Below are 20,476 nucleotides of genomic sequence, written 5' to 3' on the forward strand. Positions count from 1 at the left end.
CGCTAGGACAAAAACTATTATAATTAAGCGCAAAGATATTTATGCCCTCATCACTTTGGTTGCTAGCTTTTGAGTTCGTGATGATGTCTTAGTTATTACTGTTTCCACGGCTAAGCGGTACGATCTGATCTGATTGACCACTAGACAGCATATGATGGCTACCATACCCTTCTGGATTGATCTGTAGATAGGCGTTCATTTGACCAATTGCCTCACCATCATCACTGGCCAAAATCTGCTCTTTGATAAGCTCAACCGGCGGTAATGGTAAGTTTTTAAGCAATGCCAAGCGTTGATGGTTATCACCCTTGTTGACTACCAACTCGATAAGCTGACGAGCATCAATTGGCAAATCTGGTGTGTTCTGTGCTAAAAGTGCCAAATGATAGGCACCCGCAGGATCTTGGTCTACAACGATGCGCTGCTCGATAGCCACATATGTCGCTTCAGTTGCACCGCCTGCCACACTAAGCTGATGAATACATTTAAGTGCTGAGTATGACTCATTATTAGCAATCTCAATAATGCGTGTCGATTCATTTTTTAAACGTTCACGGCGTTTTTCAATCGCCGCCTGCTCAGCCGCTTCTCTTTGCTCATTTAACTGTTCGCTGGTTTGGTTATTCATAAAGCTCTCTTACTCATCTGATAATTGTTATTTATATCGCTGGTATCTTGGACACTATATGGGGGTAAATCCTATAAAAACAATGAAGTCTAATAACATAGGCGCATGGAAATACTAATGGAAACAACAATAAATACAGTACTAGTAACACTAATAGCGACAATAAAAAAACCCAAATAGCCATTAATGACTACTTGGGTTTGCTATGCTCGTATCTTGCAAAGGCTAATTGGACATTAAAGACATCCAATTCACACTTTTAAGTATTAAGCAGCAGGGCTGTTTGCTTCAACCAATGGCTTTAGCTCGCCTGATTGATACATTTGCAAGATGATGTCTGATCCACCCATCAACTCGCCATCAATCCATAATTGCGGGAACGTTGGCCAGTTAGCGATTTTTGGCAACGTTGCACGGATTTCTGGATTTTCTAAAATGTTTACAAACGCAAATGGACGACCAATCTGAGTCAACACTTCGATAGAGCGCGCTGAAAAGCCACACTGTGGAAATTGCGGTGTGCCTTTCATGTAGATAATAACTTTATTGTCACGGATTTGATCACGGATCAATTGTTCAACGTCGTTTGCAGCAGTGTTTGGGTTTTGCTCACTCATAAAAGCTCCTATTGATAAAGCGGTTCATTAAAATGATTATTTATATAAAATAATTGTGTAAAGACGTGGCTAATACATGGGGCGACTGCCGCTGTATTACAAGCACGAATTTTCGATCTATGTAGGTTCGACAGCATTAGGGACTAATAATACCACGGCATTGGCCATGATGCCCTCTTGACGACCCGTAAATCCCAATTTTTCAGTCGTGGTGGCTTTCACACTGATATTGCTAATATCCGTTTGCAGGTCACTAGCGATATTGGCGCGCATGGCTAGATTATGCGGCGCTAACTTTGGACGTTCACACATCACCGTAATATCAGCGTTGCCTAGGCTATAACCAGCCTCTTGCACTTTACTATAAACATAACGCAGCAATACTCGTGAATCCAATCCAGCATGTGCCGCATCGGTATCGGGAAAATGCTGCCCGATATCACCAAATGCCAATGCACCAAGTAGCGCATCAGCCAATGCATGCAAGACCACGTCCCCATCAGAGTGTGCGAGCAAACTGTGAGTATGCTCAATAGGCACGCCCGCTAGAATGACATATTGCTGCTGCTGACCATTATTATGAAAAGCGTGAACGTCGATACCTTGACCAATTTTTATCATTATTATTCCAAGATGAGTTAAAGGTGATTAAAATAATTCAAAACCACTATCTGAATTTTCAAAGTGGTTTTACTAGTAGCCAGACACCATCGGTCGCCACCAGTTTCAATTAACTGGTATAATATGATGTTTATTTTATCATAATACCAGATCCAAAAGACAAGCTGATGTTGTTGTGCTGAGACTACGTATTGTAGTTATTGCATGATACTTGGCGTCGGCATGTACTTTGGATAACGTATAAATAGTTGAGCCGTTTTATGTCAGCCATACAAAATACCTCAAGCACAATCGTTTCTGAGTCTTTTAATGCTCATCGCCCTTTAACACTTGCTGATGTCGAAAATCCTAGCACCAAGCATGTAATCGTCGGTATGTCAGGTGGGGTCGATTCTTCTGTATCAGCCGTATTACTTCAGCAGGCAGGCTTCAAAGTCGAAGGCTTGTTTATGAAGAACTGGGAAGAAGATGACGGCACCGAATACTGTACGGCGATGGATGATCTAGCAGACGCGCAAGCCGTATGTGACAAAATCGGTATGAAGCTGCACACGGCTAACTTTGCTATGGAATATTGGGATCGCGTATTCGAGCACTTTTTGGCGGAATATAAAGCAGGACGCACCCCAAACCCTGATATCTTGTGCAACAAAGAAATTAAGTTTAAGGCGTTTTTGGACTATGCGTTGACCCTTGGTGCAGATTATATCGCTACAGGTCACTATACGCGTCGCAGTGTGAACTATACCAATGCCGAAGGTGATGAGGTTGCACAGCTCTTACGCGGTCTTGATAATAATAAAGACCAAAGCTATTTCTTGCATGCGGTTGGCGGTGACAAAATCGCCAAAACGCTATTCCCAGTTGGTGAGCTTGAAAAGCCAGTGGTACGTCAGATCGCTGAAGAGCATGACCTAGCGACGGCTAAAAAGAAAGACTCTACGGGTATTTGCTTTATTGGTGAGCGCCGTTTTAAAGACTTCTTGCAGCAATATCTGCCTGCTCAAAAAGGCGAGATACTTACTGATGATAATAAAGTCATCGGTACTCATGATGGCCTCATGTATTACACGTTAGGTCAACGCGGCGGCATCGGCATTGGCGGTGTTAAAGACCGTGTAGAGGCACCGTGGTTTGTATTGGCAAAAGACTTAGAGAAAAACCGTTTAATCGTCGGTCAAGGGCATGAACATCCCATGCTAATGAGCAACGAGCTAAAAGCCTATAAGCTTGATTGGATTGATGGTTTACCACCTGCGGATGTGTTTAGCGACGAAGGTCTAACCTGTATGGAAAAGTCTCGCTATCGCCAGCCAGATCAAGCGTGTCGCGTATTTGCGACCAATGCTGATGGCAGCGAAGTGCGCGTGGTATTTGATGAGCCACAGCGCGCCGTCACCCCTGGTCAGTCAGCAGTATTTTATATCGATGAAGTATGTCTGGGCGGTGGCGTTATTGAATCTATTGATGCACCTTGCGGATTTTAATTACTTCTTAAGACCCAACCTAAAGCACAGATGTTGACGCAGTGAATAGATTGATTTTAACGAGCTCCAACATCGCTTTATTTGCATAGACCGCTTTTTTAATATCATATTTCTGCTATATTACGCGCAACGATTTTGACGTCGTTTTTTATATGGTAATTTTTTATCTAGACTCTTGCAGTTTTTTATTTCATAACTACTGAGGCATAACCATGACCCCACTTACCGCTCTCTCTCCAATTGATGGTCGTTACGCATCAAAGGCTGACAGCTTACGTCCTTATTTATCTGAATTTGGTCTAATCAAAGCCCGCGTTACGGTAGAGATTCGCTGGTTGCAGTCTTTAGCTGACAACAGCGCAATTGGTGAATTAGCAGCATTTGATGACCAGACTAACGCTTTTTTGAATGCAATCGTTGATGACTTTAGCGAAGCAGATGCTCAAGCTATCAAAGACATTGAAGCGACGACCAATCATGATGTAAAAGCGGTTGAGTACTTTATCAAAGACAAGTTCCGTGGTCAGGATGCCTTGATTGACTCACTTGAGTTTATTCACTTTGCCTGTACCAGTGAAGACATCAATAACTTATCGTATGCATTGATGCTCAAAGACAGCCGCGAGCTAGTCGTTGCCAAAATGCAGCAAGTGACTGATAGCATCGTCGACTTATCTATTGCTCACGCTGATCAGCCAATGCTATCACGTACCCACGGTCAGACAGCCAGTCCAACGACATTGGGTAAAGAGATGGCCAACGTAGCCTACCGCCTAGCCCGTCAAATCAAGCAAATCAATCAAGTAGAGCTATTAGGTAAAATCAACGGCGCAGTCGGTAACTATAATGCGCATTTTTCAGCGTACCCTGATGTCGACTGGCAGAGCCATGCTGAAGCGTTTATCAATCAGCGTTTAGAGCTAACATTTAACCCTTACACCACTCAAATTGAGCCACACGACTATATCGCTGAATTGTTTGATGCCGTTAAGCGCTTCAACACAATCTTGATCGATTTTAACCGTGATATTTGGCAATATATTAGCTTAGGCTATTTCAAACAGCGCCTAAAAGACGGTGAAGTTGGCTCTTCTACCATGCCGCATAAAGTTAATCCAATTGACTTTGAAAACTCTGAAGGTAACTTGGGCGTTGCCAATGCGATGCTGGCCCATTTGGGTGAGAAGTTACCAATTTCACGTATGCAGCGTGATCTATCGGACTCAACGGTGCTGCGTAATATCGGTGTTGGCCTAGCACAGAGCATGATTGCGTTTGATGCTTGTCTAAAAGGCGTGGGTAAACTTGAGCTAAATGCACAGCGTTTAAATGATGATTTGAATCAAGCGCAAGAAGTGTTGGCAGAGCCCATTCAAACGGTCATGCGTCGCTACCGTGTTGAAAACCCGTATGAGAAACTAAAAGCCTTGACTCGTGGTAATGCCATGACTCGTGAAGCCATGCTAACGTTTGTCGAAAGCGATGAGCTATCGGCAGTTAGTGATGCGGACAAAGAACGCCTACGTGCATTGACGCCTGCTACTTATATCGGTAATGCCACTGAGCAAGCACGCGCTATTAAAGAATGGATTGCCAAGCTTTAATAACTGATAAGAGCATACTGATAATAAGATCGGACTAGAAAGGTAGGAGCGCTTAGTATTATTTACTCGCTCCTACTTGATAGTATTTTTATCTTATTCAGTTGTTATCTTAATAGCTATTATCTGAATAAACAGTAACCTTACTTTGAACGCTATGATTGGTTTTGATTCGATTGCTTTTGATTCAAAACCCATAGTCGATAAGTAAGGTTTTATTTTTTATCATCATCGTCATCACTGTCGCCCGGTATGATGGCTTTACCTACAGCAACGGTTCCTTTGACCACGCCTTTGGTAGTTTTATAAGCGATTTTTGCGGGTACTGTGACGATTTTATGGACACAGGCTTGTAGCAAAAACACGCTAGCGATGATGACAACAAAATGCAGCTTTTTCATAACGTTCCTACGATTGAGTGGATGCTCTGCTGACAGCTATTATTTTGATAATCGTTATTGCTTATATGTACTATATAAACGTCACCAAAATAATAGACATCAAATAGATGACAATCTTAAACTATTAAAACCTTCCTATAAAGCATCCCTTATTATTAATCTTGTACACCGCCAAAATATGGATTTATCAATGACTTCTATTCCTCTTTGTTTACCCGACTCTATCACGCCTGAGCAATTCCTAACTGAATACTGGCAAAAGAAGCCACTGCTTATCAAGCAAGGGTTGCCACAGCTAGTTAATATGTTTGAGCCAGATGACATGATTGGTCTTGCGCTTGAAGAAGATGCTAGCGCAAGACTGCTGACTCAAGCAGCCAGTAAAAAAGAAGGTCAGGCACAGTGGCAACTCAAAAAAAGCCCACTGAATGAAACGGATTTTGAAAACTTACCAGAGCAATGGACCGTACTGGTGCAGAATCTTGAACAATGGTCGCCAGAGCTTGGCCAGTTGTGGCAAGCATTTGACTTTATTCCGCAATGGCAGCGCGACGATATCATGGTCTCTTATGCGCCAGCAGGTGGATCGGTCGGTAAGCATTATGACGACTACGATGTATTTTTGGCACAAGGCTACGGCTCTAGACGTTGGCAGTTAGGCAAATTCTGTGATGACCAGACAGAGTTTGTTGCTGATGAGCCGCTTCGTTTATTTGACGACATGGGCGAGCTTATTTTTGATGAGATACTAGAAGCGGGTGATGTCCTTTATGTACCGCCGAAATTATCACATTTCGGTGTGGCACAAAATGACTGTTTGACTTTCTCGTTTGGTTGCCGCCGTCCAAACCTGATGCAAATCATCGATAGTGTGGCCGATATTGCGACTAACGACAGCAAGCTGTTTATCCCGATGCTACTACCGCAAGCGCTACAAGCGTCAGGTGAATTGCAAGTAGATAGTATTGCGGCTATCAAGGCGCAATTGCTAGAGATGCTACAATCTGATCGCGGTGATGATATGATTCGCCAAGCAGTTTCTGAAGTGGTTAGTAAACGCCAATATGATGCGCTGATGCCAGAAGAGACGTTAGATACTGATGAGCTTATGCAAGCGCTATCAGAAGGGGCCACATTACAGGCGGACTATAGCAACCGCCTACTCTATAGCCAGACCACTGATGGCACCGTGCTGTATGCCAATGGTCAACGTATCGACGGGCTTGATGAAGCGGCGATAGTAGTACTAGTACGCTTGGCCAATGGTGAAGCATTACAACATAGCGACGTCACCGATGTTGATGCAGATGATTTGAGCGAATGGCTAGAGAACGGTTGGGTATGGGTGGATGTGGCTGAATAAAATCTCATAATCAAACTTCAGCCAAACAACGCAAACAAAAAAACCGCTATCTGATAATTACGCAGATAGCGGTTTTTTCTTATACATCTTATGCAATCACTAGTTTGGTAGTTATAGCGCTACCAAACACCGCTTAGCCTTTATAAAAGTTAATATAAAAGCTAAGCAGATTCGTAATTACTGCATTGACTCTACTCTGTACCAAGCTCAAGCAAGCTCGCGTTACCACCGATTGCTGTGGTATTGATAGTCTTGACTCGCTCAGTGACAAAACGATGCAGATAATCAGGTGTTAGCATTTCTGACAAGCCTTCCATATCAGTGACACTGATAACCTGTGTCAAAATACCGTCAGTATTGGCAAGCTCTTGACTGATAGCTTGCACCTCGCTGCGGCTACCAGAGACAGCCACTTGTGCTAGACGATCGATGTATAAAAGCGTGACCGTTTGCGAATCGTTAGCCACACTTAATACATCTTCGCTGATACCTGTGTCGTGCAGTATCTTAGCAGCTTCATTACACATCTCATCTTGGCTTGGACAATGCAATATAACTTCATTACCTGTTAGTAGTGCCGCGATAAGCTGACCTAATACTGCCATGGCTCTAGCAGTTTCGCCACCGACGACCATGGTTTTACCACGACCAGTCACATACAAGTCATTAGACTCGCCTGTTGCTCCTGTCATACGATGCATCTCATCCAAGCTAGGCGCAGCGCTCAACAAATGGTTGAATAAACGCTTTGCTTTATTGGCATCACCAGTGAGCAATGCCAGTTTTGGAATGGCTGCTTGTAGATACGTTGCGCGGTTGACTGCGCCGAGTAATCGCCAAGATTCACAAACCTGGGCATGATTTTTTTTGAATTCAGTCGCCATGTTGCTACTCCTTATGCGAGTTCTGTTTGAGTGGTAGTTTGGGTTTCAGTCGCTGTCATATGAGCAGCTGACTGTTCAGCGTTGACTGTTTCTGAGCTAAGTTGCATCAGACGCGCGACATAGTGCGGGCCACCAGCTTTAGGGCCAGTACCTGACAGACCACAACCACCGAATGGCTGTACGTTTACGACCGCGCCGATTTGGTTACGGTTAATGTAAGTGTTACCGACAAATGCACGGCGCTCAATGTGCTCGACAGTATTCTCAATACGGCTATGGATACCTAATGTCAAACCAAAGCCTGTGTTGTTAATGGCATCAATCAGCTTATTCAAATCACGTGCTTGATAACGAAGTACGTGTAGAATTGGGCCAAAGTGCTCACCACCGATCACATCAATGCTCTTTACTTCGATCGCTGTTGGCAGTACAAAAGTAGACTTCTCTTGACTGACGACTGAGCTTGAGCTCATCGGCGTCTGTGCCAAAATAGTAGCAGTCGGCTCAGCACCCATACGTTCGATGTGCGCCTCTAAACCATGCTTAGCATCCGCATCAATTACTGGACCTACATCTGTGGCAGCATATAGAGGATTACCTACAGACAACTCAGCCATATTACCTTGCAATAGCTCGATTAAATCATCCGCCATTTCTTCTTGTACACACAATATGCGACAAGCTGAACAACGCTGACCTGCTGAACCAAATGCTGATAGTACTGCATCTCTAACGACTTGCTCTGGCAATGCTGTTGAGTCAACGATCATCGCGTTTTGACCGCCAGTCTCAGCGATAAATACAGGCAATTCGCCACTGGTTTGTGCATGGTCGTTTAGGCTTTGGTTGATACGTTGGGCTGTTTGAGTCGAACCTGTAAATATCACACCTGCGATATTATCAGCAGCCGTCAAAGCACCACCTACGTCGCCTGCACCAATGACCAATTGCAATGCTTCTGCAGGTATACCCGCTTTATACATCAACTGTGCACCAAAGTGAGCTACCAAACTGGTTTGTTCAGCAGGTTTCGCTACTACCGTGTTACCTGCAGCAAGTGCAGCTACAATCTGTCCCGTATAGATAGCCAATGGGAAGTTCCATGGACTGATACAAACGAAAGTACCGCGTGCTTTATACACTTGACGAGACTGCTTGCCAACCAAGTCTGTGAACTCATGTACGACGTCATCTAGACGCTCTGCTTCGTCAGCATAGAAACGACAGAAATCAACGGCTTCTTTGATTTCATCGATGCCATCTTGCATGGTTTTACCTGCTTCAACTTGGCATAGTGCCATTAGTTCAGCGTAGTTTTCTTCGTATAGCTCAGCAATCTTACGTAATATCTCAGCACGCTTAGCAGCTGGTACATTTTTCCATACATCTTGACCAGCAACAGCAACATCAATCGCTTGGCGAGCCACTTCAGCGTTAGCATAAGTTACTTTACCAGCACTAACTTCGTGGTTCCAAGGCGCAAGTACAGTCTGCGTATCAAGTTGATTCGTTTGACCGTCTACTTCATAGGTATCAACAGCTTTACCATTAATGATAGAGGTTGCTGACCATGTTTTGTGTAGATGGCTATCAATCGCTGATTTGAACGGCAACCATTGTGACTCTATAAAGATATTAGGGCCAAAACTTGCACGACGTTCACCGTAAATCTCTAACGGTAACGGGATGTCTGGATTGTGCAATGTTGCATTACCAAGCAGCTTGTCGTATGGATGCACTGTTAGCTTTTCGATTGGGTAAGACTTGTCTAGCAACTGATGAACAAACGAGCTGTTGGCGCCGTTTTCTAACAAGCGGCGTACCAAGTATGGTAGCAAATCTTTGTGTGCACCTACTGGCGCATAGATACGTACAGGAATCTCATAAGCTTGCAAAATATGATCATAAAGCGCATCGCCCATGCCGTGCAGACGTTGGAATTCAAAGTCTCTATGTGCACTCATGGTCATGATTGATGACAGTGTATGCGCATTATGCGTCGCAAACTGTGGCCAGATTAGCCCGCGCAGATGGTCTGACAATAAGAAGCGCGCACAAGCAAGGTATGCAGTATCCGTACCTTCTTTACGTGTCCAAACGGGATAGCCTGATAGACCTTTTTGCTGAGCAAGTTTGATCTCAGTATCCCAGTAAGCACCTTTTACTAGACGTACTGGAATACGATCACCGACTTCAGTAGACAAACGAGCAAGCCATGCTAATACAGCGATAGCACGTTTAGAGTACCCTTGTACAACGATACCTAAACCATCCCAGTCCGCTGTCAAATTATCACGGTACAAAGACTCAAACAGTTTTAGAGAAATCTCAAGGCGATCTGCTTCTTCAGCATCAATACTGATATCGACATTGACTTCACGTGCCGCTTCAATCAATAGCAGGCAGCGCTGACGCAATAAGCCCATTACTTGTGCTTCTTGCGTAGCTTCATAGCGAGGATGCAGTGCTGATAATTTGATAGACACTGACGGCTTTGGCATGCCTTCTTTAACTTTTACGTTCGCCGTAGCTCTGATCGCATGTAGATAGTCGTTGAAGTATTTTTCCGCATCTTTATGCGTGATCGCCGCTTCGCCTAACATATCAAATGAATAGGTATAGCCTCTATTACGATATGGTTGGCTGTTTTTATTGGCGTCTTCGATGGTTTCGCCCAATACAAACTGATGGCCCATGATACGCATGGCTTTTTGCATCGCACTACGAATGACAGGCTCACCCATCTTCTTAGTCATGCGATCCAAGAAACCTGATGCAGTGGTGCTGCTGTCAATACTGACAACGCGACCAGTCATCATCATGCCCCAAGTAGAGGCATTGACCATAAAGCCATTGTCATTTTTAATGTGCTTTTTCCAGTCAGCCACACTCATTTTGTCATGAATCAATGCATCAGCCGTATAGTTGTCTGGCACACGAATCAAGGCTTCTGCCAAGCTCATTAGCAAGATACCTTCTTGGGTATCAAGGCTATACTCAAGCAATAATGAGTCAACCATCTTGACGGCTTTACCATCATTACGTACGTGCTCGACCAGTTTGCGCGTTTGCTCAGCAGCAGCATCGCGTTCTTCTATACTGGGTTTGGCAAGTGGCAATAACTCAGACAACCAACGTTCTTCATCGGCGCTATATAGCGGCGAAATACGCTTATTTAGCGCTTCTGCTGACTGGGCGAGATACTCAGGCGACAGCATATCAACAGGATTAAACAAGATCGGCTCTTGCGGGGTAAACTGGTCTACTGGGTTCATAATAACTCCATAACTATCGTTTAAAAACCATAATAAATGGTGCTTTAGGAAGTCTGATCGTCCTGTATAACTGCTCATAACCGCTATCAAAAAATAGGGGTTATTGACGGATATTCACAGCAATAATCAAAAGACCAAACGGCGCCATCACAAAACTAAAAATCCAGCATAGGCTGGAGACGGTTAAGTAGGTCGTTCGACTGTTAAACGGGCTACGTTAACAATACAAAGGCAACAACGAAAAGCTAAGCGGCATTAGTGCCTTCTTCTTGTTAGTAGTGAAAGGAGTGTGATGACCAAATATCGCCTTATTGAACCGAAAAATCGCTCTAATAATCACAAATCCGTCATCTTTGGTGATGCTAATTCACTGTAAGAAAAACCTCTACGGCGTTGATTGAGGTGATGCGCTTAACTCGGCTATAATATCACGAAAGTTTTTTTCAAACTAACGAAATTTATTATTTTCATAAATTAATATATATCTAAATAACAATAACTTACAAGCACTTTATTGGACATGACGCTTTGGTTACGTTTTTTTGTTTACTATTGCCCATAGTTTGGCATCACCCTACTTAATACTGGTATCAGAAATACTAAACATTAACCATAAGAATATCGGGATTAAATTAAGACGATAGGCTTATAATGCTGACAAAAAAAAACCTCCTTATCATCAGCTGGTAAGGAGGTTTTTTTGTTTAAGATGCTATTAATGTCTTACTACACGTTGCATTATAAGAAAATAATCTTGAACAACAATATAGCAGTCAAAATCCAGACAGCGATACTGATATCTGCAAACTTGCCTGCAATTGCTTTTACAGCTGTAAAGGTAATAAAACCAAGTGCGATACCGTCAGCGATAGAGTATGTAAGTGGTGTGAATAGCAATACCACGACCACTGGTGCCGCTTCTGTTAAGTCGCTCCAGTTAATGTCCTTTAGGGTACCCATCATAAGTACGGCTACATAAAAGATAGCGCCAGCCGTTGCATAAGCTGGAATCATACCTGCTAGTGGTGAGAAGAAAATACTGAATAGGAATAGCACACCTACCGTAACAGCCATTAAGCCTGTACGGCCACCTGAGGCGATACCAGAGATACTCTCAATATAGCTAGTCGTCGATGAAGTACCCAGTAAAGAACCCGCTACTGTCGCGGTTGAATCAGCGAGTAGTGCTTTGCCCATGTTCGGGATATTGCCATCTTTGTCCGTTAGCTTTGCTTGGCTAGTGGTAGCAATCAAAGTACCAGCAGTATCAAACAAATCGACAAATAAGAAAGCAAAGATAACACTGATCATGCCCACATCAAATGCACCAGCAATGTCTAACTGCATAAGCGTCGGTGCAATAGAAGGCGGTGAAGAGATGATACCTGTGAACTGCGTATAGCCCATTAATAAGCTAATCAGTGCAACCAATAAAATACCAATGGTTACCGCACCTGGGACTCTCTTATAAGACAGGCCAATGATAACAACAAAACCTAATGAAGCCATGACAGGACCAAATGACGTCATGTCACCAAGGCCAACTAGGGTTGCATCATGATTGACGATGATACCTGCGCTTTGCAATGCAATAAACGCCAAGAACGCACCAATACCAGCAACTACGCCGTTTTTGAGAGACGTTGGAATGGCATTAATGATTGCTTCACGAATCTTGAATAGACTCAATAGTACGAAGATACAACCAGACAAGAACACCGCACCTAACGCTGTCTGCCACGCGTAGCCCATACCAAGCACCACACCATAGGTAAAGAAAGCATTAAGCCCCATACCTGGTGCAAGTGCAACTGGTAGTCGGGCGTAGATACCCATGATGAAACAACCTACTGCTGCTGCTATACAGGTCGCTACAAATACGGCCCCCTTATCCATACCCGCATCGGCTAAGACGTTAGGGTTGACAAAGATAATATAGGCCATCGTCAAGAACGTGGTTATACCAGCGATGATTTCTGTTTTGATCGTGGTATTTTCACCATTAATCCCAAAATAGCGTTCAATTGCATTCATAAGTGTCGCCCCCGACTGGCTAATAAAAAGTCATCATTACCTAAAATTAAACATGACCTCAGCGAAAAAATAACGATGCCACAATAAGAATAATGTAGTAACAAAGCGTAACATATTAGACCAGTTATCTTACAAACTCAATCATTGATAATGTCTATCTCGTACAAAATGCGATTTTGAAAGACTTCAAGACTATTGGTCAGAAAAGCCATATGAAAAGCCACATACAGCCATGTTGCCCTACGCTATTCGAAAAACTACTTTCTATTCGTCATTAAGATAATATTCGGTTTGAGTCAATAATTTTAGATGATAAGTATTTGCTCGGTCATTATTCATGTTATCCAACTAACTATTGAATGAATCAGTAGCAGCCCAACTAAATAGTCGTTTAACACATTAATAATGACCTTTCTCTCATTTAGAAGTAAACTAGGGGGTTATTATACCGATACCTAAATCGCGATACTTACTGTTGCAGCATTTTTCTAAGCACAGTTACAAATTTTTAGTGAAGAATCGTGCTGCGTGTTAAATAATAAAAAGTAAATAGTGTTTGTTTAGAGGTTGTCTGGTTCGGATATCACTATTCCAGCCAGCTGTTATCAATTATTCGTGAGTCCATTACATGCCTGAATCATTAAATATTGTCGATCTTATTACCCAAGCCAGTCTATTGGTGCAGATTGTGATGGCACTATTGTTATTAGCCTCTTTACTCAGTTGGGTTATTATTTTTCGCATGAGTGCGCGACTTGGTACAGCCAAAAACTTTGATCAACAGTTTGAGACTTGGTTTTGGTCAGGCGAAGACTTGGCCAAGCTATATCAAGGCATTCAGGGCTCTCCTGACCGTCAGGGACTTGAGCAAATTTTTTATGTAGGCTTTTCAGAATACCTAAGAATGCATAAGAAACGTCAACCTAAAGACGATATTATCGATGGTGTTGAACGCAAGCTACGTGTCGGCCTAGGTCGTCAGCAGCAATTGCTTGAGTCAGGACTGACGACGCTAGCCAGCATTGGCTCCGTTGCTCCGTATATCGGATTGTTCGGTACCGTGTGGGGTATCATGAATGCATTCTTGGGACTGTCTCAAACTGAGCAAGCTACCCTCGCCTCTGTAGCACCCGGTATTGCCGAAGCACTGATTGCTACAGCCATGGGTTTGTTTGCCGCTATCCCTGCAGTATTGGCATACAATCACTTCACAGCAAAATCGAGCCGACTATATGACTCGCGTGCCTTATTTTGTGATGAGATGACGGGCATGCTGCAGCGTGAGACAAGCGTACAAGCGCCTATTAGCAAAGAAACCCAAGTTAATGCAGGTCAGGTGACAGGGCTATGAAACCAAACCCCTACGGCCGTGAAAAAAAAGCCCTTAATGCAGAAATGAACGTCGTACCTTATATTGACGTCATGCTAGTGCTACTGGTGATATTTATGGTCACAGCGCCAATGCTGATTACAGGTGTCGATGTTGATCTGCCAAAAGAACAAACTAATACCATGAGTCAAAGCCAATTACCTGTGATTGTTTCTTTGACTGACAAGGGTGATATTTTCATCAGTTATGAAAGCAATGTCGATGTGCCAGTAAGTGAGCCTGAGCTGATTAATACATTATCTAACCTGCAGTCTCAGAGCGATAATAGTAACACTGAGCCAGTACAGGTAATGATCAATGCCGATCAAAACAATCAGTATGGTGCCATCATGACGCTCATGGCAACTTTGCAACAAGCAGGTATCGAGAAAGTTGGGTTACTGACTGGTGCGCCACTACCCACACCTTCTTTATAGTGATAAGCGTCCTTTAGTAAATGTCTTATATCATAATAGCCAATTCTAGTAGTCAATCTGACAAATCACGTTCATGAGTATCCTTACCATGCATAATGCTCCTGCCGTCTATGTACCTACCGAACCAGAAAGCAACGGGTTAACACTGCCGACGTTGCTAAGCTTACTGGCGCATGGCCTTATCATCGGCATACTGGTTTATAACTATCAAACCACTGAAGTTGAGACTGCTGGTAGTATTGAGACGGTCATGGTATCTCCTGAGCAACTTGCTGAAATGCAAGGACAAATACTGGCCAACCGTGCAGCAGCCAGCGCAATGCAGATGGATAGCAGCACTAGCGATTCGTCCAGTAGTGCTCAGCCAGAAGTGTCTGGTAGTAGCGTCAGTGCACAAAATCCAAGTCAGTCAAGCTCTCAGCGCGTGCCTGTATTTACACGATCTGAGGAGCTAGCTGGTCAACCCATACTGATGAGCGAAGACCATCAACAACGTCTGCTTGAGCAGAATCAAGAGTATGAGCGCAAAATGGCTGAGTGGGCAGCACAACTAGACGAATCAGCTGTGGAAGAGCTCGATCAAGTCGATCAAAGCAAACGCGATCAGATCATAGAAGAACAAAAAAGGCTGGGAGAGTTTCGTCAAAAGCAGAACAATCCACCAAAGATAAAACGTCCTACTGCTACTGATCGCAATATTGAGATTGATACTGCCGGCTCTGGCAATGCAGGCAAAACCTTTAGCCTGTCAGATGGGCAGTCTACTGTGTCTGGTGATACGTCAACCTCTAGTACGTCCAAGGGTAGTAGTCGTTCTGCATCCAGTGGCAGTCGCGGTGCCAGCAACAGCGAAATCATCAATTTAATCAAGCGTAACTATACGCCGCCTACTGCTGCGCGAGGCTCTACTCAACGTGCCACCCTAACCATCACTGTCAATGCAAATGGCGATGTGATCAATGTGACCGCCTCTGGACCTGATAGCACGGTCAACGAAGCGGCAAGACAAGCGGTACTCAATACTGGCAGTCTCCCGATTGATGCTGATGACCCTAAATACCCGACTTTTACCATACAGTTTAAAGGCAGCAATTAATCAGTTGCTAGGTTCTTATAATATTGGTAACGTGACGTTAAGCGGCTTGTCTCGCATAGGTTGCTGCCTCATCTAGATGCTTGTCTCATTAAATAAAAAATGAATATCATACTAATTTTAGGAGCTCCATTTACTCATGCGTACCCACAAAAAATTACTAGTCTCATTACTCGCCAGTACCTCAGCATTGCTGATATCGCAAAGCGTGCTCGCTGCACCTATTGTACTAGAATTGGACTATGAGATTCCTGTTCAGCAAAACCAAGTCGCGTTTGTGCCGTTTGCAGGTGACTCTGTCTTATCACCGATTATATTAAATGACTTGAGTAAAACTGAGCTAAAAGTAACCAATCAAGATCTACCGCAGCAGCCGCACAGTAGTAAAGAGCTGACAGGTACATTACCTGTTTGGCAAAGCATGGGCATACCGTATCTGGTCGTCGGTAGCACGCGTACCAATCGTGGCAAAATAATCACTGATTATGAAGTCATCGATGTCAAATCTGGTCGCGTGATAGAAGGCAAGCAAAGCCTAACCGTTGACAACAATAGAGAAAGTATGCGTTATGCCGGTCATGTCATCGCAGACAAAGTATACGAGCTGATTACTGGTATTCCAGGAGACTTCTCAGGGCGCATTGCTTATATTGAAGAAACAGGAACAGGCAAGCAAAAGATCTCGCGTCTCAAAGTGATGGATGCTGATGGCGAAAATGCTAGAACCATTACTGAAGTCGCAGGCTCTATCTTCTCACCAGCGTGGTCACCTGATGGCAACCGTATCGCCTACTCAGTACAACGTGAAAAATCGTATCCTGTCATTTACGTGCAAAACGTCAGTGGCGGCGGCGCAACTGCCCTGACGCCTTTTTCAGGTAGCAACCTAAGCCCCTCGTTCTCTCCTGATGGCAGCAAGATATTATTCTCTAGTAGTTTTGAAGGCAGTGCTGATATCTATGAGATGAGCGCCAGCGGCGGTACGCCTAGAAGGCTCACCAACTTACCAAGCAGTGAAGTGCAGCCAAGCTATGCACCAGACGGCAAATCTTTTGTGTTTGTCAGTGATAAAACTGGCTTTAACAAGCCGCAAGTCTATCGCTACGAGTTTGCCACAGGACAAACGACTAAAGTGTCAAACGGTGGTTATGCAACCAGCCCGCAGTTTAGCAGTGACGGTACACAAATTGCCTTTTTGAGTGGACGCTCAGCAGCTATTATGAATAGCAATGGCGCTATCACTACCAATCTTGGCAATACGGGTATCGATGAAGCACCAAGCTTCTCACCAAACGGTAAACGCGTGGTCTACGCATCGACCCAAGGCGGCAAAGGCGTACTGACCATCAAATCTCTCAACGGTGGCGAAGCGTTTGGTAAATCAGGACAAGGCGTTATCCGCTCACCCGTATGGTCATCAAGCCCAAAATAACTGGTCGTCCACCAAAGTAGTAATTTTGGTTATAGTAGAATAAATATCAACCGTTAAGCAAAATTGAAATGCCCCAATCATAGTCGTTATGGTTGGGCTTTTTTTTGTTTAAAAAACAGCAATAGAGCTGCCGATAGATCTTAGTACTTATTCGTTCTCAATGGTCAGTCAGTACTCCTCGTTTTTTCGATCTACTTTTCAATGTTACCTAACCCTCCCTCCTTCGTAACAAACCTGTAAACGCACTAGTACCAAAAAAAACATTGCAATGACTTGTATTTTACCTATACCCTAAATATACCTGACTAATTGGTCAGGTTGTTCAAATATTAGCCAACATATATTAGCTATTTTCATTATTTATCTTACAGACGGATGCGTACCCCTATTGTTTACATCGATAAAAAACAAGTCAAAGATTGGGTTAAAACTTTGATCTCGTGATTTACCACATTGTCTGATATCTACAGTTAAGCGGGTGCTAAGCAGTTATTTTAGGAGGAAACCACCATGAGTGAAAACGTTCCAGCGAATACCGATTTACTGTATAGACTGCATGACCGTCCTACCCCCATTAAAGCATTTTTAGGTGCTATACAGCACGTACTTGCAGCGTTTGTAGGTATCATCACACCCTCTCTTATCATAGGTGGCACATTAGGTTTAGGAGAGCATATCCCCTACCTTCTCAGTATGTCATTGATAGTATCTGGCGTCGCAACCTTTATTCAGACCCGTAAAGTAGGTCCTGTTGGCTCTGGTCTCATGGCGTTACAAGGTACTAGCTTTGGATTTTTAGCAGCGGTACTGACAGCAGGTTTTGTGGTAAAAAACCGTGGCGGTGGTCCAGAAGAGATTTTATCCGTTATTTTTGGTGTTTCCTTTCTCGGTGCATTTGTTGAGATATTTTTGAGTCAATTTATCACCAAACTCAAATCTTTTATGAGTCCTATTGTTACAGGCTGCGTAATTGTCACGATTGGTTTGTCACTAACCAAGGTAGGTCTGACTGACTTAGCGGGCGGGTTTGGTGCTGAGGATTTTGGTAGTATTCCAAACTTACTCTTGGGCGGTGGTGTGCTGGCAAGTGTCGTACTGATTAGCATCATCAACAATAAAGTCATTCGCTCAAGCGCCATCTTTATCGGTTTGATGCTCGGCCTTATCGCGGCCGTATTTATGGGACGTATCGATTTTTCACTGGTTTCTGAAGCGGCTTTTTTTACGGTGCCAATCCCCTTTAAGTATGGCTTTGGTTTTGATTGGCAGGCTTTTATTCCTATTGCCTTTATGTACATCATTACCAGTATCGAGACCTCAGGCGATTTGACAGCTACCTCGATGATATCGGGTGAACCAATCAAAGGCCCTCTCTATGAGAAACGCATCAAGGGCGGCGTACTAGGAGATGGTGTTAACTCTCTGATTGCTGCAGTATTCAATACCTTCCCTGTGACGACCTTTAGCCAAAACAATGGTGTGATCCAAATGACGGGTATTGCCAGTCGCTATGTGGGTTTCTATGTGGGCGGCATCCTATGCCTGATGGGACTGTTCCCTGTGCTTGGTGCTGTTTTTACGCAATTACCGAAGCCTGTCGTTGGCGGCGTCACGCTACTGATGTTTGCGACTGTGGCGACTGCTGGTATTCGTATCTTATCTACCGTGCAATTTACGCATCGTAATGTCTTAATCATTGCCACTTCACTAGGTCTGGCAACGGGTATCGCCTTCGTCCCTGATGTGCTGTCACAAACGCCGCAGTTCTTTCAGAATATCTTTGGCTCAGCAGTAACGATGGCAGGGATTGTGGCAATCACGCTTGATATGATTTTACCCAAAAACTATGGCATCGAGTTTGATACCAAAGCACAGCATGCTGACGACGGTTTAGAACCAACGCAAGAAGTAGCGTAAAGGTAAGAAAAAGCTAGGGTTAAATATATCGAAGTGTTTCGCCGTAAACGAGGTGCACAGAAAAATAGAAACAATCTGTGCACTTCGCTGATTAAGCACCTGACTTATTAAATAGGCATCCTGTCAAATAGGAACCTTGTCGAATAGCTATCTTGTCATTATTCAAGGCCACAGCCCCTTAGAATAAAAGGCACCAGAAAGTCTGCCGCACGTGCTTCATCTGCTGCGTCATATGCCGTCTTATCCATTAATCCAACGATTTCAATCTCAAATTCAGCATAACGTTGGGTAGTCGCCCAAATCAAAATCAGTAGCTGTAGAGGATCAGTAATCCCAATTTTGCCTTGCTTGTGCCACTCTTTCATTACCTGTGCTTTATCGTGTACCCACTCCTTCATCGTGGTGGACATAAATTCATGCAGATGCGGTGCGCCGCCGATGACTTCAATCGCAAACAGTTTATGGCGACTTGGATTGACAAAGGCTTGATGTAGCTTGGTACGGACGAATTTTTCAATGACCGTTTTTGGGTCGCTATCTACTGTCATGGTTACCAAGCCTTCATTCCATTCTTGAATGATCGAGCGCAGCACTGCCATGTAGAGGTTTTTTTTATTTTTAAAGTAGTAGTGAACATTGGCTTTAGGTAAGCCTGCTCTATCGGCAATGCCCTGCATCGTAGCGCCGCGATAGCTTTGGAGCACAAACTCTTCTTCGGCTGCCGCTAAGATAAGCGCTTGATTCTGTGCGCGAATGGCTTGTTGGCTACGGTGCGAGGGCGTATCAGTCACTGAGGTTTCTTCCTTTTGATTGTTTTGAGTCATAGCAGTGGTATCTCACTCTAAGAGACAGGTTCGACAAAATAGTCGCTATATTTTGCTGTGTATTCTTATATAAACATATAGATTTGATCAGCATAACCTGTTAAATAAAAATATTTCGCATAAAACAGTTGACCAATTAGTCAGGTTTTAGCAAAATGGGAACTGTAAATCAATTACGCCGTCATTAATTACCTTTTGCCAGACGTTTTGGACGGTCAAAATATCAGTGTTTCCTTAGCAAATCTGTTTCATATTGTCAGTTCACTATAACTTGAAATTATGCAAAGCGTATATAAGCGCCAAAGCTCTGACTACGAACACATAGATTATCGACTTTTGATTTTAAGAAAATTAGTAGCGATTAGATTAATCAAATCATCCATAAAGCTGAAGCAACCGCTACTTATCAAAATTACTGCTTGTACCTATAAGTTTATGCAAATAATCATAAGGTATAAACCTCTATCAAACATTTATCACCCAATACAGATAA

At 43.6% G+C, this 20,476-nt stretch carries 16 protein-coding genes; 8 read left to right on the forward strand and 8 right to left on the reverse strand.

Annotated elements, in window-relative coordinates; genetic code table 11:
• Positions 1 to 88: 88 nt before the first annotated feature.
• From ACHEVO_RS04630 to ispF, 3 genes are all read right to left on the reverse strand, one after another.
• Positions 89 to 628: a hypothetical protein gene (locus ACHEVO_RS04630; RefSeq protein ID WP_394124110.1), complete on the reverse strand. Its 540-nt coding sequence runs from the start codon at positions 626 to 628 to the stop codon at positions 89 to 91.
• A 266-nt stretch (positions 629 to 894) separates the two neighbouring features.
• Entirely contained in the window at positions 895 to 1,245 is a 351-nt protein-coding gene (gene grxD / locus ACHEVO_RS04635; protein ID WP_394124111.1) for a Grx4 family monothiol glutaredoxin, read from the reverse strand.
• A 117-nt stretch (positions 1,246 to 1,362) separates the two neighbouring features.
• Positions 1,363 to 1,866: a 2-C-methyl-D-erythritol 2,4-cyclodiphosphate synthase gene (gene ispF, locus ACHEVO_RS04640; RefSeq protein ID WP_394124112.1), complete on the reverse strand. Its 504-nt coding sequence runs from the start codon at positions 1,864 to 1,866 to the stop codon at positions 1,363 to 1,365.
• Between the two features lie 374 nt (positions 1,867 to 2,240).
• Here ispF and mnmA point away from each other — a divergent pair, with 374 nt between their 5' ends.
• Both mnmA and purB read left to right on the forward strand, forming a co-directional pair.
• Entirely contained in the window at positions 2,241 to 3,353 is a 1,113-nt protein-coding gene (mnmA, locus tag ACHEVO_RS04645) for a tRNA 2-thiouridine(34) synthase MnmA (protein ID WP_449301499.1), read from the forward strand.
• A gap of 212 nt (positions 3,354 to 3,565) precedes the next feature.
• Entirely contained in the window at positions 3,566 to 4,957 is a 1,392-nt protein-coding gene (gene purB / locus ACHEVO_RS04650; protein ID WP_394124114.1) for an adenylosuccinate lyase, read from the forward strand.
• A 212-nt stretch (positions 4,958 to 5,169) separates the two neighbouring features.
• Here purB and ACHEVO_RS04655 read toward each other — a convergent pair whose 3' ends face one another.
• Complete coding sequence (locus ACHEVO_RS04655) at positions 5,170 to 5,355, reverse strand: NF038104 family lipoprotein (protein WP_057759633.1); 186 nt, start codon at positions 5,353 to 5,355, stop codon at positions 5,170 to 5,172.
• Positions 5,356 to 5,545: 190 nt separating this feature from the next.
• Between ACHEVO_RS04655 and ACHEVO_RS04660 the strand changes: the two genes are divergently transcribed.
• Complete coding sequence (locus tag ACHEVO_RS04660; RefSeq protein WP_394124115.1) at positions 5,546 to 6,718, forward strand: JmjC domain-containing protein; 1,173 nt, start codon at positions 5,546 to 5,548, stop codon at positions 6,716 to 6,718.
• A 191-nt stretch (positions 6,719 to 6,909) separates the two neighbouring features.
• Here the strand turns inward: ACHEVO_RS04660 and ACHEVO_RS04665 are convergent, their stop codons facing one another.
• From ACHEVO_RS04665 to ACHEVO_RS04675, 3 genes are all read right to left on the reverse strand, one after another.
• Positions 6,910 to 7,602, reverse strand: a complete 693-nt coding sequence (locus tag ACHEVO_RS04665; protein WP_394124116.1) for a 1-pyrroline-5-carboxylate dehydrogenase — start codon at positions 7,600 to 7,602, stop codon at positions 6,910 to 6,912.
• Positions 7,603 to 7,613: 11 nt separating this feature from the next.
• Positions 7,614 to 10,877, reverse strand: a complete 3,264-nt coding sequence (gene putA, locus ACHEVO_RS04670; RefSeq protein WP_394124117.1) for a bifunctional proline dehydrogenase/L-glutamate gamma-semialdehyde dehydrogenase PutA — start codon at positions 10,875 to 10,877, stop codon at positions 7,614 to 7,616.
• A 738-nt stretch (positions 10,878 to 11,615) separates the two neighbouring features.
• Positions 11,616 to 12,911 carry an NCS2 family permease gene (locus tag ACHEVO_RS04675; protein ID WP_101204806.1) on the reverse strand — a complete coding sequence of 432 codons (1,296 nt, stop codon included), beginning with the start codon at positions 12,909 to 12,911 and terminating at the stop codon, positions 11,616 to 11,618.
• Between the two features lie 628 nt (positions 12,912 to 13,539).
• Between ACHEVO_RS04675 and tolQ the strand changes: the two genes are divergently transcribed.
• From tolQ to ACHEVO_RS04700, 5 genes are all read left to right on the forward strand, one after another.
• A complete protein-coding gene (tolQ, locus tag ACHEVO_RS04680) occupies positions 13,540 to 14,262 on the forward strand; it encodes a protein TolQ (RefSeq protein WP_057759620.1) in 723 nt (240 codons plus the stop codon).
• Positions 14,259 to 14,717, forward strand: a complete 459-nt coding sequence (tolR, locus tag ACHEVO_RS04685) for a protein TolR (protein ID WP_191115155.1) — start codon at positions 14,259 to 14,261, stop codon at positions 14,715 to 14,717. Before tolQ ends, tolR begins: the two co-directional genes overlap by 4 nt.
• 73 nt (positions 14,718 to 14,790) lie before the next feature.
• Positions 14,791 to 15,813, forward strand: a complete 1,023-nt coding sequence (locus ACHEVO_RS04690; RefSeq protein ID WP_394124118.1) for a cell envelope integrity protein TolA — start codon at positions 14,791 to 14,793, stop codon at positions 15,811 to 15,813.
• 136 nt (positions 15,814 to 15,949) lie between these two features.
• Positions 15,950 to 17,242 (forward strand): translocation protein TolB, encoded by a 1,293-nt coding sequence (locus ACHEVO_RS04695; RefSeq protein WP_394124119.1) that lies wholly within the window; start codon positions 15,950 to 15,952, stop codon positions 17,240 to 17,242.
• Positions 17,243 to 17,752: 510 nt separating this feature from the next.
• Positions 17,753 to 19,159, forward strand: coding sequence for a nucleobase:cation symporter-2 family protein (locus tag ACHEVO_RS04700; protein WP_394124120.1), 1,407 nt, complete (start codon positions 17,753 to 17,755; stop codon positions 19,157 to 19,159).
• A 158-nt stretch (positions 19,160 to 19,317) separates the two neighbouring features.
• Here ACHEVO_RS04700 and ACHEVO_RS04705 read toward each other — a convergent pair whose 3' ends face one another.
• Positions 19,318 to 19,983, reverse strand: coding sequence for a TetR family transcriptional regulator C-terminal domain-containing protein (locus tag ACHEVO_RS04705; RefSeq protein WP_298807721.1), 666 nt, complete (start codon positions 19,981 to 19,983; stop codon positions 19,318 to 19,320).
• Positions 19,984 to 20,476: the final 493 nt, after the last annotated feature.

Origin of the sequence: Psychrobacter nivimaris (assembly GCF_043419765.1) — a bacterium.
Classification (GTDB): domain Bacteria; phylum Pseudomonadota; class Gammaproteobacteria; order Pseudomonadales; family Moraxellaceae; genus Psychrobacter.

What these genes read in the sequence shown, in the direction of transcription:
- ACHEVO_RS04630 (WP_394124110.1), bottom strand. Translation starts at nt 628, where the DNA reads ATGAATAACCAAACCAGCGAACAGTTAAATGAGCAAAGAGAAGCGGCT.
- grxD (WP_394124111.1), bottom strand. Translation starts at nt 1,245, where the DNA reads ATGAGTGAGCAAAACCCAAACACTGCTGCAAACGACGTTGAACAATTG.
- ispF (WP_394124112.1), bottom strand. Translation starts at nt 1,866, where the DNA reads ATGATAAAAATTGGTCAAGGTATCGACGTTCACGCTTTTCATAATAAT.
- mnmA (WP_449301499.1), top strand. Translation starts at nt 2,241, where the DNA reads ATGTCAGGTGGGGTCGATTCTTCTGTATCAGCCGTATTACTTCAGCAG.
- purB (WP_394124114.1), top strand. Translation starts at nt 3,566, where the DNA reads ATGACCCCACTTACCGCTCTCTCTCCAATTGATGGTCGTTACGCATCA.
- ACHEVO_RS04655 (WP_057759633.1), bottom strand. Translation starts at nt 5,355, where the DNA reads ATGAAAAAGCTGCATTTTGTTGTCATCATCGCTAGCGTGTTTTTGCTA.
- ACHEVO_RS04660 (WP_394124115.1), top strand. Translation starts at nt 5,546, where the DNA reads ATGACTTCTATTCCTCTTTGTTTACCCGACTCTATCACGCCTGAGCAA.
- ACHEVO_RS04665 (WP_394124116.1), bottom strand. Translation starts at nt 7,602, where the DNA reads ATGGCGACTGAATTCAAAAAAAATCATGCCCAGGTTTGTGAATCTTGG.
- putA (WP_394124117.1), bottom strand. Translation starts at nt 10,877, where the DNA reads ATGAACCCAGTAGACCAGTTTACCCCGCAAGAGCCGATCTTGTTTAAT.
- ACHEVO_RS04675 (WP_101204806.1), bottom strand. Translation starts at nt 12,911, where the DNA reads ATGAATGCAATTGAACGCTATTTTGGGATTAATGGTGAAAATACCACG.
- tolQ (WP_057759620.1), top strand. Translation starts at nt 13,540, where the DNA reads ATGCCTGAATCATTAAATATTGTCGATCTTATTACCCAAGCCAGTCTA.
- tolR (WP_191115155.1), top strand. Translation starts at nt 14,259, where the DNA reads ATGAAACCAAACCCCTACGGCCGTGAAAAAAAAGCCCTTAATGCAGAA.
- ACHEVO_RS04690 (WP_394124118.1), top strand. Translation starts at nt 14,791, where the DNA reads ATGAGTATCCTTACCATGCATAATGCTCCTGCCGTCTATGTACCTACC.
- ACHEVO_RS04695 (WP_394124119.1), top strand. Translation starts at nt 15,950, where the DNA reads ATGCGTACCCACAAAAAATTACTAGTCTCATTACTCGCCAGTACCTCA.
- ACHEVO_RS04700 (WP_394124120.1), top strand. Translation starts at nt 17,753, where the DNA reads ATGAGTGAAAACGTTCCAGCGAATACCGATTTACTGTATAGACTGCAT.
- ACHEVO_RS04705 (WP_298807721.1), bottom strand. Translation starts at nt 19,983, where the DNA reads ATGACTCAAAACAATCAAAAGGAAGAAACCTCAGTGACTGATACGCCC.